The organism is Leptothoe sp. ISB3NOV94-8A (assembly GCF_043421595.1).
Lineage (GTDB): Bacteria > Cyanobacteriota > Cyanobacteriia > Phormidesmidales > Phormidesmidaceae > Leptothoe > Leptothoe turfae.
In genome coordinates, this window is the sequence record NZ_JAXSQW010000001.1 from 6,918,136 (window position 1) to 6,940,313 (window position 22,178).

11 protein-coding genes are annotated in these 22,178 nt (G+C 48.0%); 4 read left to right on the forward strand and 7 right to left on the reverse strand.

Annotation, left to right across the window (positions count from 1 at the left end):
• Window positions 1–8: 8 nt before the first annotated feature.
• From SPB21_RS29880 to SPB21_RS29910, 7 genes are all read right to left on the reverse strand, one after another.
• Complete coding sequence (locus SPB21_RS29880) at window positions 9–2,168, reverse strand: hypothetical protein (protein ID WP_499868564.1); 2,160 nt, start codon at window positions 2,166–2,168, stop codon at window positions 9–11.
• Window positions 2,169–2,309: 141 nt separating this feature from the next.
• The gene (locus SPB21_RS29885) at window positions 2,310–4,427 is read right to left on the reverse strand and encodes an OmpA family protein (protein ID WP_499868566.1); all 2,118 of its coding nucleotides are present in this window, start codon (window positions 4,425–4,427) and stop codon (window positions 2,310–2,312) included.
• A gap of 140 nt (window positions 4,428–4,567) precedes the next feature.
• The gene (locus tag SPB21_RS29890) at window positions 4,568–8,743 is read right to left on the reverse strand and encodes a TonB-dependent receptor (protein WP_499868567.1); all 4,176 of its coding nucleotides are present in this window, start codon (window positions 8,741–8,743) and stop codon (window positions 4,568–4,570) included.
• Complete coding sequence (locus SPB21_RS29895) at window positions 8,743–10,278, reverse strand: hypothetical protein (RefSeq protein WP_499868569.1); 1,536 nt, start codon at window positions 10,276–10,278, stop codon at window positions 8,743–8,745. The genes SPB21_RS29890 and SPB21_RS29895 overlap by 1 nt, the downstream gene beginning before the upstream one ends.
• Window positions 10,279–11,019: 741 nt before the next feature.
• Complete coding sequence (locus SPB21_RS29900) at window positions 11,020–11,601, reverse strand: hypothetical protein (RefSeq protein WP_163703078.1); 582 nt, start codon at window positions 11,599–11,601, stop codon at window positions 11,020–11,022.
• A gap of 107 nt (window positions 11,602–11,708) precedes the next feature.
• Window positions 11,709–14,456 (reverse strand): DUF7925 domain-containing protein, encoded by a 2,748-nt coding sequence (locus SPB21_RS29905; RefSeq protein ID WP_499868570.1) that lies wholly within the window; start codon window positions 14,454–14,456, stop codon window positions 11,709–11,711.
• Window positions 14,457–15,091: 635 nt separating this feature from the next.
• Window positions 15,092–16,549 (reverse strand): GAF domain-containing sensor histidine kinase, encoded by a 1,458-nt coding sequence (locus tag SPB21_RS29910; protein WP_163703080.1) that lies wholly within the window; start codon window positions 16,547–16,549, stop codon window positions 15,092–15,094.
• Window positions 16,550–17,004: 455 nt separating this feature from the next.
• On the opposite strand from SPB21_RS29910, the gene SPB21_RS29915 reads away from it, so the two are divergent.
• From SPB21_RS29915 to SPB21_RS29930, 4 genes are all read left to right on the forward strand, one after another.
• The gene (locus tag SPB21_RS29915; protein ID WP_499868572.1) at window positions 17,005–19,017 is read left to right on the forward strand and encodes a protein kinase domain-containing protein; all 2,013 of its coding nucleotides are present in this window, start codon (window positions 17,005–17,007) and stop codon (window positions 19,015–19,017) included.
• Window positions 19,018–19,082: 65 nt separating this feature from the next.
• A complete protein-coding gene (gene bioD / locus SPB21_RS29920) occupies window positions 19,083–19,778 on the forward strand; it encodes a dethiobiotin synthase (RefSeq protein ID WP_163703082.1) in 696 nt (231 codons plus the stop codon).
• 111 nt (window positions 19,779–19,889) lie between these two features.
• A complete protein-coding gene (locus tag SPB21_RS29925) occupies window positions 19,890–21,113 on the forward strand; it encodes a M20 metallopeptidase family protein (RefSeq protein WP_163663924.1) in 1,224 nt (407 codons plus the stop codon).
• A gap of 91 nt (window positions 21,114–21,204) precedes the next feature.
• On the forward strand, window positions 21,205–22,080 hold the full coding sequence (locus SPB21_RS29930; RefSeq protein ID WP_163663926.1) for an urease accessory protein UreD: 876 nt from the start codon (window positions 21,205–21,207) through the stop codon (window positions 22,078–22,080).
• Window positions 22,081–22,178 lie beyond the last annotated feature (98 nt).

Consider the following 22,178-nt stretch of genomic DNA (forward strand, 5'->3'; position numbering starts at 1 on the left):
AGGATCTCCTATTCATCTACCTTGGTGGTAAACCGGAAATACCCATAGGCATTGGTGGGAGTCCCTTGTCCAGTGGTATTCGGGAATGTGGTCAACCCGGTCGGATCACCCGTTGTTCCCGTAATATCCACCACGACTACTTCATCGCTAGCGGTAGTACTAAACGAAGAGAGATTACAGGTGGGTGTCGCAGGCAGACTGCCCACCGTGGTCACCTCTCCCCGGTCGGTGGCCGTATCACTATCGTCAGTGAGATTGTAAGTGGTGCCGCCAATCACTAGCTCAATATCGTTGCCGCCATACTGGCCAGTTACAAAACTCTGATTCGGCTGAATCCAGTCACAGATTCTCACGTCTTCCGCTGCACTATCTCCCGCATTGAGGAAATAGACGGTGTATTCAATCTCATCACCGGGCTTTACTAGGCCTGCATCCAATTCACCCACTAGATAACCCGCTGGCCAATTGCTTTCGTCATCGGCAGAGTTAGCAACACCATCATTAACAATCTGGGTGAGGTCATGACTGTCATTAGGATTGGTGGTGAGCCCATTAATGGCAGTAATGCGTTTAACCAGAACAACATCTGGATTAGTTGATACTGCTGTCGTCGTAATCTCAGTACAATCATCCACCGCTGACGTATTCGGATCATCCGATACCCCCGAACCCGTATTTCCACTGGTCGCTCCGGTATAATCAATGCTCGCCTGGTTACAGACCAATTCCCCTGCTGTCGCTGTCACTGTCACATCAAAGGTCATTGTCACCGAGTCATTAATATTGACCTGCCCCCCCTGGGATGCATTAGCCCCCGTCCCCACACGAAAGATCACATTACTGCCATCAAATTCCGCTTCGTCATCCCCGGAACCATCAGTTTTTGTTACACCATTAATTTTCAAAGACCCCGGCACAAAAGTAGTTCCCGTCGGGATCGCGTCCGTAATCACCGTATTTGTAGAATTGTCATTCCCCGTGTTGGTTACCGAAATGGTGTAAGGCATCGTATCGCCTGTGGTGTAGGTTGTTGAGGGAGTTGTTTTCTCAAACTGGGTGACCAAATTGGGCTCAAACACCTCTACAGCAAAGAAATAGGCGAGAGGCCAGATACCATCTCCTTGACTTTCTAAGGTCAGGTCAATACTTGTGGCATTGGTAGGGATTACGTTATTCGTTTGGTTCCAGATAGTCAGATCTAAATAGTCAATATCAATGACCATGTTGTAGGGGTCATTGGGGGTTCGGCTAGTCACATGGTTACCAAATTTAGAAATTGTGCCATTGAAGAAGTTATTGGCTGGGTTCAGGCTATCCGTAATATTGTTATTGTTGATATGCAGGAAATCATCTGGTTGGTCCACTTCTCCATCGTTAGCAATGGCCCCCATGAAAACATCAAAACCTGGAGTAGGTGGAGTTCGGATACCAGTTAAGTTAAATGTTTTAAGACTGTTACGAACCACATCGTGGCCATCGAAGATAGAGATATTACGAATTGGTTGAGTCGAATCTTCATAGACCACTACAATCGACCAACCTGCATTGGGATAGGTAAATCCTGCACCCGTATTAGATTGAACGTTTGCGACAGTATAGGTGCCATTACCTGCCCCTTGAACTAGAGTTGTAATGTCTGCGAAAGCTCCGTAGGTATGCCAGGAACCAAAGTCAGTACGGTCGTTTTGATCGTCAGCAGTAATTGTTTGATAGGTACCGCTGCCCGGAATTTGCAGTGACACTTGGTTAAATCCAGTCAGGTTAGGAGCTGGAGTTGTGCCAAATCCTTCCAGACTGCCCCCCCAATAAAGAGCTGCAAACTGCACATTTGCCCCGGCAGGAATATTTAATTCTGCTGCACTGGAGTTAAAGGTGGAGCCATCACTATCGATATCCAGCATCTGCATGGCTAAGCCGCCATTATTATTGCCTCTTGTTCCGTTGGCAAGACCATCTGCACAGGAGGCGTTGTTGCGATCGCAAATCACTGACGCATTACCAATCGCTTCAATATTGCCAGATAGTTCAGTATTGTAGCGCTGGTCAAAATTAGGATACGAGGGATTAGCAAGGGCCTTGGTAGGAATACCGACCATGAGGAGAAATAAACTAGCGGTTAATTTAACCGAAGTGCTTGGGGATAAATATTTAAGAACAGAATGTGACATTAGCTAAAAATCTCCTCGGTATATCCTAGACGCATAGCGTCATCCTGGAATAACAAGTTCAGAGTTGTTAGGACCAGTAAATAATTAATGCTTGAGTTGTTCACAGCCAGTAGCCTAAGTACAATGCTGCCTTTAGGCGAACTACTGCTCTATTTGCAGATCATTCTCTTGATCCACAAAGGTAATTTCCACACCTCGGACATCGCTGAACACAAACTCCACCCGGCGATTGCGTGCATAGTTCACCCGGTCAATTTCCTCCACTAAAAGTTCAGTCTCTCCAAAGGACCGAATCGTCATCCGTTCAGGGGCAATTCCTTTTTGCATCAGATATCGTCGTGCATTATTTGCCCGACGTCGGGCCAGGTCCTGGTTATAGGCCACGCTTGCCCGAGAATCAGTATGCCCGTGCAAATCAACAACTATCGATGGGTATTGCTGCATTACCTCAGCAATTTGGTCTAAAATTACCGCGCTATTCGGGTTGATGGAGTCTTCGTCAAGACCATAGTGAACATTGCGAGGAACTTGGAGGCGGATGATTTCGGGTTCAGGTGCGGGGGGGGCAGGTGGTGCCGGAGGAGCTGGTGCAGTCGTGCATTCAACACTCTTCGCAGTCACTGATCCCATACGGTTGGGGCGAGTTGGATTGGTTTCGCCTAGGGCAACGACTGTGGTGTTGAGGGCAGGTTCAGAGGTACCGTAGTTAGGATCAGTGGAAATACCGCTGATCACATCGCCAGGTTGTAGGTCCGCTGAGGGATAGCTAAATGTTCCCGCCTCATCTACACTGAACGTCGCCAATGGTGTTGTCAGAGGACCATATTCGCCTGTATTACCTCGGGTGAGATAGAGCTGTACCGTGGAACCAATATCGGCTTTACCCTGGATCACCACCTGACCATCAATGACAAAGAACTCAGGACTATCAAACTGGGGAGGATTGATAGCACTATTACCCGTATCTCGCCGCCGCTGATTGGAATCTCGTAGTGGGTTGGGGCCATCTCCCCGCTGAAAGTCTTGCACACCTCGATTACGACGGGTATTGAGGTCAATACTCAAACCTTCCAGATTTTCAAAACGATTGTTCTCGATCACATTACGCTGGCTGTGGGTAGTGCCCCCTTGGCTGAAGGCAGTAACCACCACACCAGGTCCTTTTTGGTTCGCGATTTGATTATCCACCACCCGGTGATCATTACCCATCAGGTAAATAGCCGCCCTTCTCAGGCGTTGACCATTAAAGCGAATGTCGTTGTTGCTAATCTCTACGGCACCCTGGGGTTTAAACAGGAATATACCACTACCGTCATTGCCACACATCAAGTTGCCACTAATGAGACTATTATCAATGTGACCTTCTAGGCGAATGGCATCGGGCATACCCGCTAAACCATTGTTGACAATCAGGTTTTCAACAACTTCTAAGTTCTCAGCCCGAGCCCCTGTAATCACTCCACTGCCATCGTGGTAGGAAATACGATTATGGCGCAGTTTCACCCCCTGACTGTTAAATACGGATACCCCAAATGCAGAGGGGTTTTCTGGTATCGTGTCATCCGTAGGAATACCAATCCAATTTTGCTCAATAACAATTCCCTGGGGTGGATGATTCTCATCGTAAAAGGAGAAGTTGCTAGCCGGAATATGTTGCTGGCTAATATCCGGTGGTGGTAGTTCGTGGGCAATAAAAATATCTGCCGGTGGAGTAGATTCAGTGGCCCTATGCTGTGATGTAAATCCATATAGACTTAGCCCTCGAATGGTTATATTGTCAGCAACGATAGTTAAGCCCCGAAAGACTTCAGCGTTATCAGCAGAAGTAATTTCCACCACTGGGATTGCTACTAAAATCTCTGCTGTGGTTGATTTGGTGGCATCGTAACCAGGCTGAGTGGTGCCATCAATGACAAGGCCAGGCTGAGCTAAAACTGGTAAAAGTGACTGTAATTCAATAGTTGTGTTGCCTACAGGTAGATCAAAAGCAATGAGTGAATTACCAGAACTCGGGGTTACTTGTTGCTGTTCTGCGGCACTGAGATCGGCTAAGTTGAGGGTGCCGTTGGTAATTGCGATCGCTTCTCGCAATGTCAGCTGCTCATCGGGAGTAATTGGCCCATCCTGAGAGCTATTAACCGTAGCCTGTACTATAGGAAAATCAAACGCGACTGAGGTTTCAGCAACGGCAGTAGTTGCTGTCACTGTTGTTAACAGAAAAGCAGTGGCTAAGGTACGAATAGATTTTTGATAGGTCATGGCTCTGGCATCCGAAGCATTAAAGAAGAGAAAATAGAAGATGATTTAGGCCTAAGTATTGATTAGGTTGTTCCATTTAATTCCCTCCCAGGAGGGAAGAAGATATTGGCCTGCGTATTGAGGAATTACAGCACTCAGTTTCATAGCGCTTGCCCATCAATAGAGAGCTGCCCTGCATCTGTTTCGCTATTGTCTGTTTCGCTATTATCAGGTGAAGCCTCAGATACGTCTTCCTCCGTAGGGTTCTCTATGGCTTCAGGAGCCTCGAAAGATGCTTCCTCTACTGCCTGTTCACCTGGAAAGATGATGTCGGTGGTATCTTCAAAGAAGATAATCGGTTCCTCAGGTTCCAAGGCCGATTCCTGTTGTTGTTCTGGGGCAATGTCTTGCAAACCAAAGCCATCGAATAGGCTATTAATCTTGGCTGACACACCTATATAAAAACCACTGGCTGTGCGATTTACACCAAAGTCGTCATCGTAGGCACCGCCACCACTGTAGCCTCCATAGATGCGCATATCAGGTGTGGGATAATAACCTGCTTCGAGGGCATAGCCAATCTCACTGTAGTCTCCAAGACCACCAAACCATCGGGCTTCACCACTAATATCCCAGCTGTACCCTAACCGATACGTCGCCCTCATCTGAGCTAAGTGTAAGTTGTTGTTAGAAACAAAGTCACCGCCCACATCTGCTGGTAGATTAATTCGGGTCTGGGTTGTGCGGAAGGCATATTTGCCGTAGAGTTCCCAACGCCAGTTGGGGGTATAGAGGGCTTCTGCTGAGAATAAATGTTCAGAGGTATCAATGCTGCGACCAAATAGAGCGTTAGTGGGTAACGTGTTGGGGTTGATGCGATGCTCGTAACGGAGTAAGGCATTAAATCGGTCGTCGTTAGGGTCACGATACGCTAAACCCAGTTTCAGGTTGCTAGTGGTGCCAATGTTGCTGATGCGCTGGTTTGCAGCTCTATTCAGTTGATAATTGAACAGAGCGCTGACGGCTGGTGTTAATCGTCCTACAGCTGAGGCATTGAGAACGGTATTGGTGCCCTGGGAAGAGTCACGGTGCTCAAAGCGGGCGCTGGCTTGTAGGTCTGGGTTGTCTGTATAGGATAGTCCAACACTATAAGTATTAGCATTGATGGTGCCGAGGGATGAGCCACCTGTACCTACAGCAAAGGGCTGACTAAATTGAGACCCTGCGGCTGTTCCACCGAAGATGCTATTAAACGTGCGTTCGTAGCCTAAATCAAGCCGTAAACCAGGGGCTAGATTAAAGCCATGCTCAATTCCGACAGCTCCACCCAGGTGTTGTCCATCGATGCTGCTAAAGCGTCCTCGCAGTGTGGTGTCTTGGCCCAAGGCATGTTCTCCAGAGAGATCAACAATGGTGTAGGAGTCGCGATCGCTAAAGCCATTGTCACCATAAAAGATTTGTCCCAATCCCAAATTAATGCCAGGCATCACTTCCCAATCGAGACCAAAATAGGTGCGACTTGGGTAAAGCGGATCGCTATCGGAGGAGAGATTCAGCTCATTTTGGGCACGCAGTGTTAACTTATCGGTTAAATGGGTGGTTAGTCGGGTACGCAGTTGATCGGAACTAGCGCTTAAGCGATCGGGGTTAGTGCGGTCGGTGCGATCGCGATGAATCCAATCAAACTCCAGATTGCTATTACCTAGCCGCTGTGCCAGACCTAATGAATAAGTGGTGAGTGAGTTATCCACCCGTCTGCCGGGTACCGGGTCTTGGCCTGGTTCTAACAAATCTTCGAGATTGATTAATGGTCGTGGTGCTACCCCATCGTTATCCTCATGGTCAAACTGGGCACGAATCGTCGTATCGCTGCTGACTTTGAAATTAGCTTGGGCACCGTATCGGGTTTGTCCGGGCACAAAGCTAGTGGTGGCAGCGTTGGTAAAGCCTGAATCAGTAGAACGCCAATAGGCCCGACCATTTAACCAGTCACCCACTGTGCCATCTAACTCGACGCGATAGGCGGAACCACTAATGGGACCAGACAGGTCAAAATCACTTTCTGAATGGGCAATCTCCGCCACCAGACGACTGCTTTCTCCCAGGGAGAACTGGGCATCGGCACCAAATAAGGTAAAGTCTCGATTTCCCTGATTTTCTCGCAGATAGGATGCGCCGAACCAGGATTCTTGATTGAGTGTACGATCAAAATTGTACTGTAGTCGCCCAGCCAGAATATTAGTATCTGTGTCGTCCCCTTCAAACTGATAGGTGACCACAATGCGGCGTAACAACACTGTACCAAATTCACCAATTGCCGTTTGGGTGACTGGATCGTCAAATAACAGAGTGCCGCGATCATAGTCGATATCATAATCTGTGTTGCGATAGAGCCGCTCTCGATCGACAATGGTACCAGGTCGATCGAGTTCTTCGGTTTCGATATAGACTTGTTCACTACCGGAAATGACTAGCCGCCGTGAGAGGAAATAAAGACCACTGGTGCCATCTGGAGCAATCGTATCGCGTTGGAATCCTTCAACATTGTCGCCATACAGACCGGTAATGGCCAGATCACCCAGGTTATAGTTCAGCTTAAAACCATGGAGCTGTCGGGAGGTAGAGGTAAATAGCTGGGATGAGTTAGCAAACTCTTCGGTGTTGTAGTCCCCCCACATAATGTAGTCAGCAGTTGCACCTTCGACCGGTGATGTTCGTTCTAAACGCAGGTACAAATTGTCGGTGGAAGGGGTGGTAACATCCAGTGTGGAGTCATCACCGTAGACAGGGTAAAGATTACTACAGCTGCCTGAACTTTGACGGAAAAGAGCTGTTTCTCCACGACAATCTTCATTCAAAGGTCGATCGCTATTAAAGGCCCCCGTCAACAACCATTCACCCAGGTTCCCCATGGTAAAGAGAGAAGCGTCTAGATCGAGGCTGTAGTCGTTATCTCCATCTGGGGGCAAGAAATCTCGCAGACTGCTGTGGAAGTTAGTACCCCGTGCCCCCCATCTCAGGTCAACAATACCGGTGGCAATACTGGGGCGTTGGGGAGTGATAAACTGCACCTGGTTAAAGGCTTCCAGACCATTGGTGGTGGCTTGTAGTTGGACCATATGGGATTCCAGCGATGATTGTAACTCTGCTGAAAAGCGTCCACCTTTGGCTTCTACCTGGAACCCTGGCTGATCCGGGGCATGGTCTACACCGACAAATTCACCATCAGTCGATTCAAGAGTAACAATTGCATCCCAGTGAGAGACATTGCCATGGCTGTCAATTAAGCGACCTTGTAGTGTAGCCGTCGATCGCCCATCGGCTGGAATCTGAGACTCCCGAGAGCGAAGCGTCATCTCTACCGGAGCACCTCTGACCTCTACATCAGTCGACTGTAATATGCTCCCATCACTAGGATGCACTACTGTGATCGTATTGTTACCCTCTGCCAGGGCAACACCATACCAGGTCTGGGTGACTAGACCTGTAGTGGGGTTAGACTCTGTCCGACCAATGAGATCGTTGCTAACTGCCTGAGCATTTACCTGTAACTGAATATCAGCCGTGGCTGGAAAGCGAACAATAACTGTGATTGCAGGGACATCTACAACGCTGCCCACCGTTGGATTTAAGATTTCAATCTGATCGCTAGAAACAGCTTGGGATAGATCTGGGCTAGGTCCAAGCAGATCTTCTATATCCACCGATTGTTCTGATACAGTCACATTTGTTTCAGGGGGCGTTGGAGAAAATAGCTCAGGTTCAACGGTCTCAGGTGTCTCCGTAAAAGATGGTTTCGCTTCAACGGAAGGTGAGGTTGAGAATTGTGGCCTAATTGGGGTTAGGGATGGAGGAGATTCAATGTTTATGTTTTGGGCCTCTACCACCGACTGCGTTGGTGACTCTGCTGATTGCTCGTCTGATTCCTGGTCATCTGACCCCTGGTTATCAGCCAGCACTGTAGGCGAGATCTCAGGGGAGGATAAGTTAGAAAACTGAGGAATGCCCGAGGTTAATGATGGAAAGACTAATGTGGCTGTGTCACCGCTTTCTATAGCTGTACTGCGAAGAGATAGTCCGAGCAGATCAGGACCTGTTTTGGAGGATGAGAACTTTGGCTCTAAAAATGTTTCAGAACCTGCTGTGTTTGGCATATCTCCATGGAGAGAGATAGCCGTAAAACTGCTAGGAATAGCTTCATAAGATGAATTAGGTGAAACAGGCTCAGGTATATCCTGGGAGGCATAGGCCCAACTATCAACGGATACTGCTGATAAGACAACTGAGCTAGCTAAAATACTCCAATAGTAAACTTTGGGGTGGCAAGTTAATGACATTATTTAGCTTCCTCCTGGAACGTGGGCGTGACGCCAAAGTTCATGCGAACCATGCCACCGGGAGCAATATTCACCATCCGAGACTGGCTGTTGCGTTCGTTAAAGTAAAGGTTGGGGGCCAGGGTATAACCGGGTAAACTTGTTAAGTCTAGAACTCCACTGCGAGTACCTGGTAACATACACTCTACGGAGTACAAACCATCGGCGTCGGTAACAATCCGGTTGCCATCATCTAAGAAGACTACGGCATTGGGGATACCGGCCTCACCTGGCTGCTGTTCACCATCAAAGTTTTTATCAACAAAGACGCGACCAATTAATGTGGCACAATCTGTGAGAATACCTGGGTCAATGACGAGGCGATGAATGCTGGGACCATCTTGCACAAAGAATTGATTGTCACTACGTTCAGCGGAGACGGATGCGGAGTTTTCGCCATCACCACGCAACGCATCGGGGGTAACGCGAACAGCGTAGAGAACGCTCATGCTTGCATCCACTGGTAAAGGTGTGGTGGTTGTAAAGATGATTTCAGAACCCGAGGCTTGAGCATCCAGAGCAACAGTTTGTTCGTTGAGTACGCCTGTAACGGACTCCGGAATGAGTTGAAATCCTTGGGGAAGAATATCCTCAACGGTAATAGATTCGAGCTCAATATCGGTTAGATTGCGCAATTCTAATCGATAAACAACGGTATCGCCTGGTTGTGCTGCTGCTCGATCAGCTGTTTTTGTAATGCTAACTTGGTTGGGATCACACATCACCATGCCAAGGGCCAGGGAGAATAAGTTTAACCCTTGGGTCTCAGCATTAAAGATTTCCACAACAGTTTCGCTAACTTGGCTGCCGCCACTAGTCCCGATGGGAATACCATCTAAGGCGGTCGCTACATAGCGAATAATCGAGTTGTTAACACCACCGGTGCTGGTAACAAGTTCTAACTTGATGCGACGCTGAGGGAAAACAGAATCTGCTGGTGGATTGACCACTAAAATGTATACAGCATCCGTACTGGTTTGGGTTAACCCTGCATTGATCGGACTTTGTAAGGGGGTCTGTGGATCAAATAAGAAGTTATATTGTCCGGCATCGGCATTGGTTAAGAAAAACGGATTGCTGTTCTCTATGTTGGGAGCTTTACCACCCGGAATTCCATTGTCTTCAATGTCGGGAACCTCTGTACCCGTGAGTGGAACAATGGGACCTAACTCTAAACCACTAGCATCGGGCTCATATAGAGCAACGGAGAAGCCGTCATAGTTGGTCAGCAATTCTCCGTTGCAGCCTAAAATTTGCCCCAGTGGATCGATCAAACTTGCAGTTTCAACAACAATCTCTGCAGATGTGCCACCAAGAGAGATGTTGCGCTCAGCATCTCTATAACTAAAAGCAGCTCGGTTATTGATTTCAGCAGCTCTTGCGATCGCAATAAATGGTGCCTGACCAAAGCTGCCTGCCAATAAGACAGCTATCATTCGATGCATCCAGTTGCGCCAAGCACCTGGTTTGGGTTTAGGTGGTTGGGATAACTTCATTTTTAGCCTCAAACCTGATGAATATTTAAAGAACTAGCGGTAATTGCAGTTGTTACTTGGTGCAAATTTGCCAGGGAGCACTGATGCGATCGCAACAAGATTTATAGAGTAAGCACGACAATTTTTAAGGGCTTATGCCCTTCATGCATGTTTGCAATCTTGTCAGACACTTTTAGGAAAGGACTAGCTGGCTGAACATGTCATAGAAATCTTGGCTGTTAGACCCCGATATCCCAGACTGTGCCATGACGTGAGCTTTCGACCGGGGCTCAAGTCGAAGGGCTCAGCTGAACTACACAAGGCACAGCCCATAAAAAATGGTCTATCTTGAATCGGGTTTAAGGAATTTACAAAATCCTGGTTACTTGTCCCCGATCTCGCAGAGCAATCACAAGGAATGACCTCTACGAAATTGTCCATTTTTAACTGGGTTTACTGAATTTGGATTTGGTATCAGAAACCAAGTACTCACCTATCCTGCTAGGAAGAATACCTTGCTCAATGTCTAAGATGTGCAGTCTATCTTCTGAGAGTAACTGAATGGCAGAGATTCCTTTGACCTCAGGGGTTAATCGTCAAAGGTAAAACTGTTAATAAGTTCTTCAGAGAGATATGGGTAGCAATAGAATCCCTAATTGATTCTCCTGTAATAATGAGAGTATTGCTCGATGTAGAAGAATCGTTCTGGAATGAAAGATTTTGTAGGAGGAGAGTTCTCAACTCTCCTCCTCAAGTTTGGGGTTACTGAACCTTCACGTTATAGAATGCTTTAACGGCCTGGGCAGAAGCGAGATCATCGCTAAAGTTCCACTGCACATGAGTATACATATCAGCAGGGGCAGGCTGTTCTTCAACCGTACCATCGGGCAATGTAACTTCGACCATGGGCTCAGCCACAAAGCTCTCACCACCATCAATGCTATAGATAATCTCAGCATTGCCATCAACTTCAGCAGAACTCAGCTCATAAACGGTCTGAGCAGGAATAGGCTGAGTAATGGACAATCCTTTGGCTTCTACATCACCGGAGTTAGAGCCATCTACGGTATAGCGTAGAACATCATTCGGCTGCACAGTGACTTTACCTTCAAGGGCTTCCCAAGAAATTGTCTCTTGGCCATTAGAATTAAGTTCCACAACCTGCTTTGCGGCACTGAGGGTCAGTTTGACCTCAGGACGCAGAACAGCCTGGACAATAGCATCGGTAACATCTTGCAATTGTGCCAACACTGGCTGATTCATTGCAAATGGGACTGTTCCCACCAAGGCAAGGGCACTTAAGCCCAAGAACAAACGCTTCTTTGCAAAAAGACGCTGCATCATAATTACTCTCGTTTAACTTCAAAGATTTTGCAAGGTTCAAGGTTTGACCTTGGAGCAAGGGACAAACTCTATCAGATCATTCCCTTGCTCCAGGGAATGCATCAGACTTAGTTAATACGACGTTCAAACTCAACGTAGCCAGTCTCTAAGGGCTCAATATCACCTTCAATATCAAAGGCATATTTAGTGCTGTCTGTGTTGTAAGACGTCCCTGAGATTTCAGTCGTTGGTGTAGCCGTGTCTGGGTTAAATGCTGGATTGCCAGTCGTGCCGCCGCCGTCGCACACTGGACCACCACTGTAGAACACGACACTGCCTGTGGAGCCATCGTCTAGATTAGTTAAATCCACGGAGCTGGGAACATGACGAGTATCCAGGTCGCCATTTATGTCATTGTCAAAGGCCCAGTTATTGGCGTCTGCAACTGCACCGGAACAACCCAACTCAGTGCCATCCTCAAGGATAGTCAGGTCAGAGGCTGTCAATAGTACGTTGCCCTGCATGGGTGCAATCTCAGTTTCAGAGATATTACGGTAAGTCACCCGATAGCGGATATGGTTACCAGGGGCAGGATTACCCGAGACTGCGGGACCATCTCCCTGAACCACCTGAGCAGTCTTTACTAGCTCCAGGAAGCCTGTGTAAACACGGTCGATGGTGACGTTGGTGGTGGTTGATGCATCTAAACCGGTATCAATGCTAGCTGGATCACTCGGATCGGTGACCTCAGAAACGCCGACAAAGGTGGCTTCAATGGGTACGGGGAAGCTATCGAGCTCGTCGATATTCGTGGGATCGTTGGGTAGATCTACCTCAACACCGTAGTCAAATTCGTCGTCACCACCGGGAACACCATCATCGGCCCGTAGGGGAACAATTATATCTGGGTCGGCTGGATTGCTCTTAGACCAGGTGCCAGTGGGCTCATCGTACTCGTATTCAACCCGAGTACCATCAGGAGCGATAATTGTGGCTGTCGTCTCATCGGGTAAGTCGGATGGATCCTGAGGTGCAATGGGCTCTAAACGGACCCAACCATCTTCAGTGGTGTTGACTGCCGGATCGGGGTCAGTATCGTTATTGGCTACCGTATTGGTAAAGGACACAACCGGTGGATCACCATCAGAATAGGGTGCAGACTTATTGGTAAAGTCATCGTTGGTGCCAGTGGGACCCACTGCATCAGGGGCACCGTCAGGACCATTCAGGATATCGGGCTCAGGTTCTGATACCAGGGTGACAATGATAGCTTCACCATCACCGTCGGTGTTATCTCCGGTGTTGTCATCACCGGGAACGGTGGGGGTGTCACTACCGGGGTCTACGCCTTTCTCTAGGAGATCAGAAGGATTGCCAATGTGGCCATCGTCTGGTGTGAAGCCCTCTGGTAGAGGTGTGCTGGGGTCATCAATCACTTCAGGATTAAAGTCACTGAAGGTATCCGTATCAGGATCGTAGTTACTGGGGGTGTCATCACCAGATTCATCCAGTACGGGGAAGCTGAGGGACTCATCTTCTGGTGTTAATGGATCATCTACTGCACCAGAACCGACAACCTGGGCAATGTTAGCAACGGTCAAAGGTGTGGCGGTGGGGTCAACGCCGTCAGCCACAACTGTGATTGTGAACCCAGTTACTGCAGGATCGGTGATTGCGATCGCTGTGTTAGCAGGTCCGATGAAACCGACACGTGTTGTTGCCGCTGCCCCTGGATCAGCAATGGTCCAAGTCGCCTCAAGGGCTGTGTCGGTGAGTGGATCGGAGAGGTTACTGGTGGAATAAACAACGGTCCAGCCACCAGGTGCGGTTGCGCTTTGTAGTGATGTGCCAACTGGAATGGCATCGGACACTAACACATGCTTATCTGGCAATCCATTAATGCTGATGGGCTGTAGATCTGCTGCGATCGCATTACTACCTGTCGGCATAGACGCCTGATCTAAAACATCAACTTCCAGGTTGTAGGTAATGGTGTCGTCCGTTGGGCTAGCTCCATTAACGGTATGGGTGCCGATAGACTTCTTAATCTCAACTAAAGGTTGTTGTAGAGGATCTTCACCAATGGTAATCTCACCCGTAGCACTAGCTTCACGTTCACCGTTAGCCGGAGCATCAGGCCCTGCTTCAGAACCGGTTTGACCAGGATCATTGCTGTCTAATGGATCAAGGTGTACACCTGGAGTATTAGTCGAATTCGCAGCATCAGTTGCATCGTTATCATCGGTGAAGACGCTACCACCAGAGGAATCGTAGGGTTGGTTTTGACCGTTACCAGGGGTGTCACCATAGGTCACGGTAACAATATCATCATCTTGGGCACTGGTGGAAACCTGAACAATTACTTGGACATCAAAGGACTCACCCGGTTGGACATCTTCAATATCTGTCCGATTGCTAATCGTTTCTGTTGCAGGGTCGAAATTTCCGTCCTTGTTGAGGTCGGCAACAATGCTAACCACACTGTCTACGGGACCAGTGAAACCTGCTACCGCAGGTAAACTAATGTCAGTTTCGTCGTTACCTACGTTAGTAATTTCAAAAATATACTCTAATTGTTCACCAGGCCCCGGTGGATCTGCATCTGGAGTAACTTCTTGCGCAGCCGTGTTAACAACCGTGATACCGGCAATCTCAGCGACTTCAACCGTTACTGTGTTAGACGTAGAGGTTTGCGGTGTGCCATCGGGATCACGATAGGTGGCAGTGGCAGTGTTACTAATTTGTGTGCCAGCGGCAGTCCCTTCTGCCAACACAATACCCACTAGGTTAAACACACCGCCCATGGCAAGTGCGGATGCAATAACTGGCTTGCAAAGCTGCCAGCTCAGTTTCTTAGACTGTCTATTCTTTGTCATTATTTCTGAGAACCAATGAATAAATTGAGCAGGTTAGAGAACCACTTTCTTGAAATCAAAGGGCTTATTAGGGGGCAGCGACAGATAATTAAGACTGGAACTACTCACTATGAGGGGCAATTCAGTAGTTCTAGACTCAGGAGAATAAAACTCAAGTATACATAAGAGAGTTTTTTGCCTAATTGTCTAAAATCCCCTAAGCTTTCTGCTAATAATTGATTTGGATTATTAGAGAGCTTTCAGGAAGAATCCGTCCAATTTGTATCAAATAAAAAGAGTTTTGTAGCCTTGTTTTTCTTGGTAAAAAAATGAAGATCTATCGCTCTCTTTATTTGTAATTACCCCCCCCACATATATTGGATACCCTTTTCTGTAAAATTTGTAGCTAAGTCACATCACTTATTTTGACAGCTAAAATAACGTAGTTTTACAGATAGGAATATGACTTTTTTTTGGGTTTAAATTATCTTTAAAAGCAATAGCAAATATCTTTGAGATCCTACGTAGGTGTTTTTCCTTGTTTCTTTATGAGGAGGTATCTTTTGTCAGGATATTTACTTGGCACCAAACGACAAAAAGGCAAACCTGTTTAACAGGTTTGCCTTTTTGTCGTTTGGTGATATTGTCGTTTTTCTCTATTCAACCTCAAAGGGGGGAAAACTCACGATATATCGATAACCATGATTAGATGAACCTTGAATCATGATTTCACCGCCATGGATATCGGTTAGCTGTTGACTCAGCAGTAGACCTAGTTCTTGTCGTAAATCAGTGGGTGTAGAGCCTTCTGTGAGATCATTTGTGTCCAATGGAGACAGGTTCTCTACGATCTCAAATCCATAGGTGGTGTCTAACGGTTTTGTTGAGGACAAAAGTTTGTTTTGTTGCCCCCAGCTTAAGACTGATTGAGGCAAGTCGTCTCCTAGCCATGGATTAGAGACCCATATCGCCAGAGTTAGACGCTCGTCTTTGCGAGAGATGTGGAGACGTACGGTGCTACCGCTGGTGGAGGCTTTAGCAATGCTGAGGATGAGGTGATAGAGCAATTGTTTAATAATGCGTTTGTCAAGCACCCAGATGCGCGATCCTGGCTCTACTGTTAGATTAAAATTGATTTCTTGCTGCTTAGATCTTGTCTCAATGGGCTGGAGGCTTTGCTGAGCTAGCATTTCAATATCTACGGGAGCGAGTAGTAACTCCCAGGGGGAATTGTTGAGTGCTCCTAATTCCATAATCTCGTTGGTTAACGAGAGTAGATTTTGACTGCTGTGCAAGACAATGTTTGCATATTCCTGTTGTTTCTGAGTCAGTGGCCCATAAATTTCTCGGCTTAACATGCTAGCCATGCCGGTGATGGCCGTTAGTGGGGTGCGTAGATCCTGAGTAAGCTGGGATATCAAATTTGTGCGCAGGGTGTTGATGCGACTTTGGCGTTGCTTATCTGAGGATGTTAAATAGTCGTTGTTTTCTGTAGGTTGTTGAATCTTTCCATCTTTTAGCCAGCATTGTTTCTCATATTCACTCATTGCCCATCGTGCATTGAGTTCTAGGATCGCTAAATCTTGTTGAGTATATTGATGTGGCATGATATCCATGACCTCCAATGTGCCAATGCAGCACCTTTCAGACGTCATGAGGGGCACCCCTAAGTATGCTTGGACACCATATCTCTGTACCAAAAGACTTGTTCTAAATGCTGGATGTTGAGCGACATCCGATAGCATCAATGACTGACCACTATCTACTACCTGGATGCCAAAGGATTCTATCTTTGGCAGTTCACGGGTAGCAGCTAGCTGATTCATTAACCCTAAGCTAGATAACCCCATGGTGGCTTTGAATAGTTGGTTTTGTCTGTCAAACACACTAATTAAACAGATCGGGGCTGCTAGCAAACGAGAAACGCTTTGGGCTGCTTCTTCAAAAATAGGAATTGGCTTGGATGTATCCAGTCTAAGTTGTTCAATGATACTTAGACGTATTTGCTCTCGTGCCACGGGGGACGTTCCATCCAGTGAACATACGGGGCGATGACCAATGGGTTGTTGATTTGGCTGACTATTTGTTGCAGCTGGGGTAACGCCGTAGTGCATTGCAATACTACTAAAAGGGTGGGATCTTGATGACTACATCGTTCCCGAAACGTTATGTTATTGAACGTTAAAGCCCTATAAAACAAGTAATTTGGATGTTTTACACTGAATCTTTAATCAACTCTTTAAATCGATAACACTATCCATTGATTAATGAAGATAGGGTACTCGACATGCTGATGATGAATACGCTAAAGACGCTGTTGTATGGATACATAATCTATGTAAGCTGAAAGCGTTAGTAACAGCTTCTATGGGTGGCTTGTACAGGACTGCGAATGGCCGGGGTAATGTGGTGTAAAACCGATGCCATTGGTTAGTCATTAGCTAATCAATTTGATAGAGTCTGAAGCGATGGAGCATTGATAGAGCATTGGGGTAGAGTGGTATAGCCTGTCTGGAGCCTCAGACCCCAGGGGTTAATCGTTTGATGTCAACACTTTGGGACGTTTACTATGCAACCTGCCCTAGCCGTCGGCACTCTTTTGCAAAATCGATACCGTATTGTCCGGTTGCTTGGTCAGGGGGGCTTTGGGCGAACCTATCTAACCAAAGATCAGGGACGCTTTGAGGAGGAATGCGTAATTAAGGAGTTCATGCCTCCAGCAGGGGGCGATCGCTTTTCGAGCAAGGCGGCTCAGTTATTCCAGCGGGAAGCCGAAATTTTATATCAGATTAGTCATCCTCAGATTCCTGAGTTTCGTGCAAGTTTTGAGCAGGATCAGCGCTTATTTTTGGTTCAGGAGCATATTGAAGGCCTGACCTATCGGGAAATTTTGCAACAGCGGCCGGGACAGGCATTTTCGGAAACAGAGATCCGGGCTTTTCTCGGACAGTTGCTACCGGTTTTGGCTCATATTCATGCCAAAGGCATTATTCATCGAGATATTAGCCCTGACAATATTATTCTGCGACGCAGTGACCAAAAGCCTGTACTGATTGATTTTGGTGTTGTTAAAGAAGTCGTCACTCGCTTACAGACGGGGACAACGGCTGTGCAAGCGACAACGGTAGGGAAAGCGGGATATGCCCCTAGCGAACAGCTACAGTCAGGGCGAGCTTATCCCAGTAGTGACTTATATGCGCTGGCTGTAACTGTTTTAGTGCTACTGACGGGTAGAGAACCCCATGAGCTATTTGACGATACGACTCTAGGTTGGAAATGGCGGTCGTTTACTCAAGTCAGCGATCAGTTAGCTACTGTGTTGGATAAAGCGTTGAGTTATCGGCCTGGCGATCGCTATCAATCTGTCAGCGATATGGTGCAGGCATTGCAAGGGGGGGTGGCTGCGCCTAGATCTCCTCAAAGTCCTGCGGCCAGAGGGCAGCAGCAGTCGCCAATTTCTGAGATGCGTACGGTTGCAGTGGGCAGCCCCATGGCGACTACAGGGGTTCCAACTCAGTCAGTACCCGCGTCTCGTGCCCCTAAGACGCGGGTGGTAACGTCTACACAACGTCGGGAGACCATGGATAATCCATTGGTCTTAATTGTCCTATTTATAGGTGCAATCATTTTGGCGGGCTTTGGTGGTTGGGCTGTTGTTAATTATGTATTAAAGCCTTCTCCACCCGAGGTGTCAGATGGTGGGGTCCAACCTTTGCCGTTCCCAGAAGATCTAGACGATCAGCCTAGTCAGCCTGATGCGCCTACCCCTGAGCCGTTAGATCCACCGATTGAAGATGGGCCAGCTGACTATACAACTTCACTCGCTCTAGCTGTTGGCGATCCGAAAACTGTTGAAGGAGGAATAAAAGAAGGCGAAACCGTTAACTATCAAATAGAGGCTGAGGTGGGTCAGACCCTGCGGGCAACGATAGAAGGTGAGGGTGTGGTGTTTTCGGTATTAAATGCCGAAGGAAAGGCATTACGCGGTGCTCGCCAAGTATTGGATTGGGAGGGAGACTTACCAGAGGATGGTCTTTATACAGTACAGATTCAGACGACTCGCGGTAGGGAACAGGGAACCTATGAGTTAGGTGTTGCTCTGGAAGGTCTGGCTGATGATGGGGAGACAATTGATGACACACCTGGTGATGAATCATCATCGACTGATCCGTCTGAGGGAGGGGATGCTACGGACGATGGCTCTAGCGATCAGCGGCCTGATGAAGAAGAGGGTGGCGAAGCAGACGTGCAAGAACAGGTATCTACCCAGCGAGTTCAATTTCCCGAAGGGCAGACGGGGACACTGTTAGCCAATTCAGTCGGACCCGGTAGAGTGCAGCGCTACATGGTGAATGCCAACCAGGGACAGGTCATTACCGTGAAAATTACTCAAGCCAGTGGTCCTGTAACCTTCGATGTGACTTTTCCGGGGGGAGAAGCGATTGCTGAGGCTGAAGGGGTGTTGTATTGGAACAGTGTTTTACCTTTGGGAGGTGATTATGCTGTAGATGTGCGAGCTAGCAGTGAGGCGAACTTTACCTTGGATGTTCAAATTGTTGGCCAAGGAACCCAGAGTCCTTAGGGTAGATATTGCCTTTATATTGAAGAAAAATCGTGGGGTGGGTACGACCTACCATTGTGTGAATAGTGAGTGGATTATTAATTGCAGCGACGGATACGGAGTGTGGCAAGACGGTTTTAACCTGTGCGCTGATAGCCTACTGGCAACAGTATTGTGCGTCGCGTCGCCTGGGGGTGTTAAAACCAGTCCAAGCCGGTGAAGGTGATCGTGAATTATTCCAGCAAATATTTAATCTGGAGCAATCGCTTGATGAGTTAAACCCTGTGTTTTATGGGGCTCCATTGGCACCGCCGATTGCAGCCGCCCTAGAGAATACGACGGTAGATTTAGCCCCGGCATGGCAACGTTATATGGTTCTAGATAAAGAATGTGATTGGGTGCTGGTGGAAGGTTTAGGCGGTTTGGGATCTCCGGTAACTAATGAGCTGCTCGTGGCGGATCTGGCTGCAGATTGGCGGTTGCCAGTGGTGTTGGTGGTGCCGGTGAAATTGGGTGCGATCGCAGCTACCGTCGCCAACGTAGCCCTCGCCCGTCAACACCGGCTGCAGCTTCAAGGCATTGTCCTGAATTGCACGACACCCGAAGCCGAAGATAAAGTGGAGCAACTCACCCCACCAGAAATGATTAGTGACCTGACCCGTATTCCAGTGCTGGGGGTATTGCCCCATTTTGACGATCCAACAGACTTGGCGCAGCTGAGTGCAGCTGCGCGTGGGCTGAGCCTTGAAGCCATCATGCCCCAGCCATTTTGGGTGGCTTAATCGTATTGCAAGGCAGTGTTGGAACCAGATATGGTTTGTATAAGGCTTCAGAAGACCTAGCTACGCCAGAATTTATATACTGAGCTTATAACTTGTGTCTGCTAAGGTCCTATGGTTTCAACGCTGCCTGCCAATACGCGAATTTCTAAAGTTCCGCCTCAGGTGCGGGGCAACATTCAAACTCTGCAATCGCACTTGGTGGAGTGGCGGCGTCATCTACATCAGCGCCCAGAGCTAGGTTTTGAAGAGACCATAACGGCTGACTTTATTACTCAGCAGCTGACTCGGTGGGGCATTGAACACCAAACTGGCATTGCTAAAACCGGTATTGTCGCTACTATCCAAGGCTCTCGCCCTGGTCCGGTGTTGGCGATTCGAGCTGATATGGATGCTCTGCCCATACAAGAGCTGAACCAGGTGCCTTATCGCTCACTCCATAACGGCAAAATGCATGCCTGCGGCCATGATGGTCATGTCACCATTGCTTTGGGGACAGCCCATTATCTAGCGCTGCATCGCGATACCTTTGCCGGAACAGTTAAAATTATTTTTCAACCTGCAGAAGAAGGGCCTGGCGGTGCCAAACCCATGATTGAAGCTGGAGTGCTCAGCCAGCCTGAGGTTGACGCTATTATTGGCCTACACATTTGGAATAATTTACCTTTGGGAACAGTGGGTGTGCGCAGTGGCCCACTGATGGCCGCTACCGAATATTTTCACTGCACGATTCAAGGGCGTGGAGGGCATGGGGCTTTGCCACATCAGACCGTTGATTCTATTGTGGTTGGGGCACAGGTGGTGACCGCATTACAAACCATTGTGGCCCGTAACATTAGCCCCATTGAGTCTGCTGTTGTGACCGTCGGAGAATTTCAGGCTGGCACAGCGGTAAACGTGATTGCTAATAGTGCACGTCTCAGCGGTACTGTGCGCTACTTTAACCCAGAGTATCGAGACGTGTTGCCAGAGCGCATGGAAGCCATCATTGCTGGAGTGTGTCAGGCCCATGGTGCCAGCTACCAGTTTGACTATACTCGCCTGTATCCGCCGGTCATTAATGATGCAACCATTGCCGAGTTGGTTAAATCTGTTGCCAGCTCAGTGATTGAAACGCCTGCTGGTGTGGTGCCAGAATGCCAGACCATGGGCGGTGAGGATATGTCATTTTTCTTGCAAGAGAAACCCGGTTGTTATTTCTTTTTAGGATCGGCAAATCCTGATTTAAATCTGGCATATCCCCATCATCACCCCCGGTTTGACTTTGATGAAACAGTTTTAGGAACAGGTGTGGAAATATTTGTACGATGTGTTGAGCGCTTTTGCCAACAGAAATAAACAGGTAGGGGCATTGCATGCAATGCCCCTACCTGTTAGATGCCCGACATGGGGAGAATGCGTTGGGTCCACCATTGAACAGTAAAAACTAATGAGAACAACAAATACAGTTCAATCAGAGCAAGCAACAGCAGAGCCTTGTTGGCGAGGTAGTCTGGATCTTCGCTTCGCGAATATAAATGGCAGAACTTTTCCTGCCAAGAGTTTCAGCACATCTCCATTACGTATTCAGCGACCTTTTTACCCGGTGGCGGCCCCAGGAAATTGTCAAAGTGTGATTGTCCATACGGCAGGGGGAATGGTGGGGGGCGATCAGCTGGATATGGTGATCACGGCTGAGGCTGATACTCAGGTCTTAGTGACCACAGCGGCAGCCCATAAGGTATATCGCAGTCAGGGTGATTGGGCACAGCAGACGATTCAGCTCACGGTTGCCAGTGATGCCTATGTGGAATGGCTGCCTCAGGAGCTGATTTTGTTTGATGGGGGACGGTTTCAGCAATCCCTGAAAGTAGATTTAGAGCCTGGTGGGGTATGGCTGAGCTGGGATATTACTCGGTTTGGGCGCAGTGCCAGGGGAGAGACGCTGACGACTGGACAGTGGCGATCGCAAACCGAAATCTGGCAGCAGGGTGCTCCCCTATGGATCGACCAGCAGCAGCTTTTAGGGGGGTCTGAGGTCCTGGGTAGTCGGAATGGATTAGCTGGATATCCAGTCGTCGGTACGTTTTTGTTATTGGGTAAGTCCATTACTCCAGAACATCTCAGTGCCATCAGAACTCGCCTTAATTTAAAGAGCCTAACGGGGTGTGACGCCGGTGTTACCCAATTAGAACAGGGACTGGTGGCCCGTTACCGAGGCTCCTCTAGTCAAATCGCTCGACAGTATTTTATTGATATCTGGCAATATTTTCGAGCCAAAGTGCTGGACCAGAAAAGCTATATACCAAGGGTTTGGGGAGTTTAATCTGCTTTTGTATTGTCAGGTGGGCACAGCCCACCTGACCTATTATTTAGATAACGTTTAGCTCTAAGTTGACCGCAGCAGATCCTGGTTTAATATCT

Bases quoted from the DNA above. Each gene is read 5' to 3' on its own strand.
- SPB21_RS29880 (WP_499868564.1), bottom strand. From the start codon at position 2,168: ATGTCACATTCTGTTCTTAAATATTTATCCCCAAGCACTTCGGTTAAA.
- SPB21_RS29885 (WP_499868566.1), bottom strand. From the start codon at position 4,427: ATGACCTATCAAAAATCTATTCGTACCTTAGCCACTGCTTTTCTGTTA.
- SPB21_RS29890 (WP_499868567.1), bottom strand. From the start codon at position 8,743: ATGTCATTAACTTGCCACCCCAAAGTTTACTATTGGAGTATTTTAGCT.
- SPB21_RS29895 (WP_499868569.1), bottom strand. From the start codon at position 10,278: ATGAAGTTATCCCAACCACCTAAACCCAAACCAGGTGCTTGGCGCAAC.
- SPB21_RS29900 (WP_163703078.1), bottom strand. From the start codon at position 11,601: ATGATGCAGCGTCTTTTTGCAAAGAAGCGTTTGTTCTTGGGCTTAAGT.
- SPB21_RS29905 (WP_499868570.1), bottom strand. From the start codon at position 14,456: ATGACAAAGAATAGACAGTCTAAGAAACTGAGCTGGCAGCTTTGCAAG.
- SPB21_RS29910 (WP_163703080.1), bottom strand. From the start codon at position 16,549: ATGCACTACGGCGTTACCCCAGCTGCAACAAATAGTCAGCCAAATCAA.
- SPB21_RS29915 (WP_499868572.1), top strand. From the start codon at position 17,005: ATGCAACCTGCCCTAGCCGTCGGCACTCTTTTGCAAAATCGATACCGT.
- SPB21_RS29925 (WP_163663924.1), top strand. From the start codon at position 19,890: ATGGTTTCAACGCTGCCTGCCAATACGCGAATTTCTAAAGTTCCGCCT.
- SPB21_RS29930 (WP_163663926.1), top strand. From the start codon at position 21,205: ATGAGAACAACAAATACAGTTCAATCAGAGCAAGCAACAGCAGAGCCT.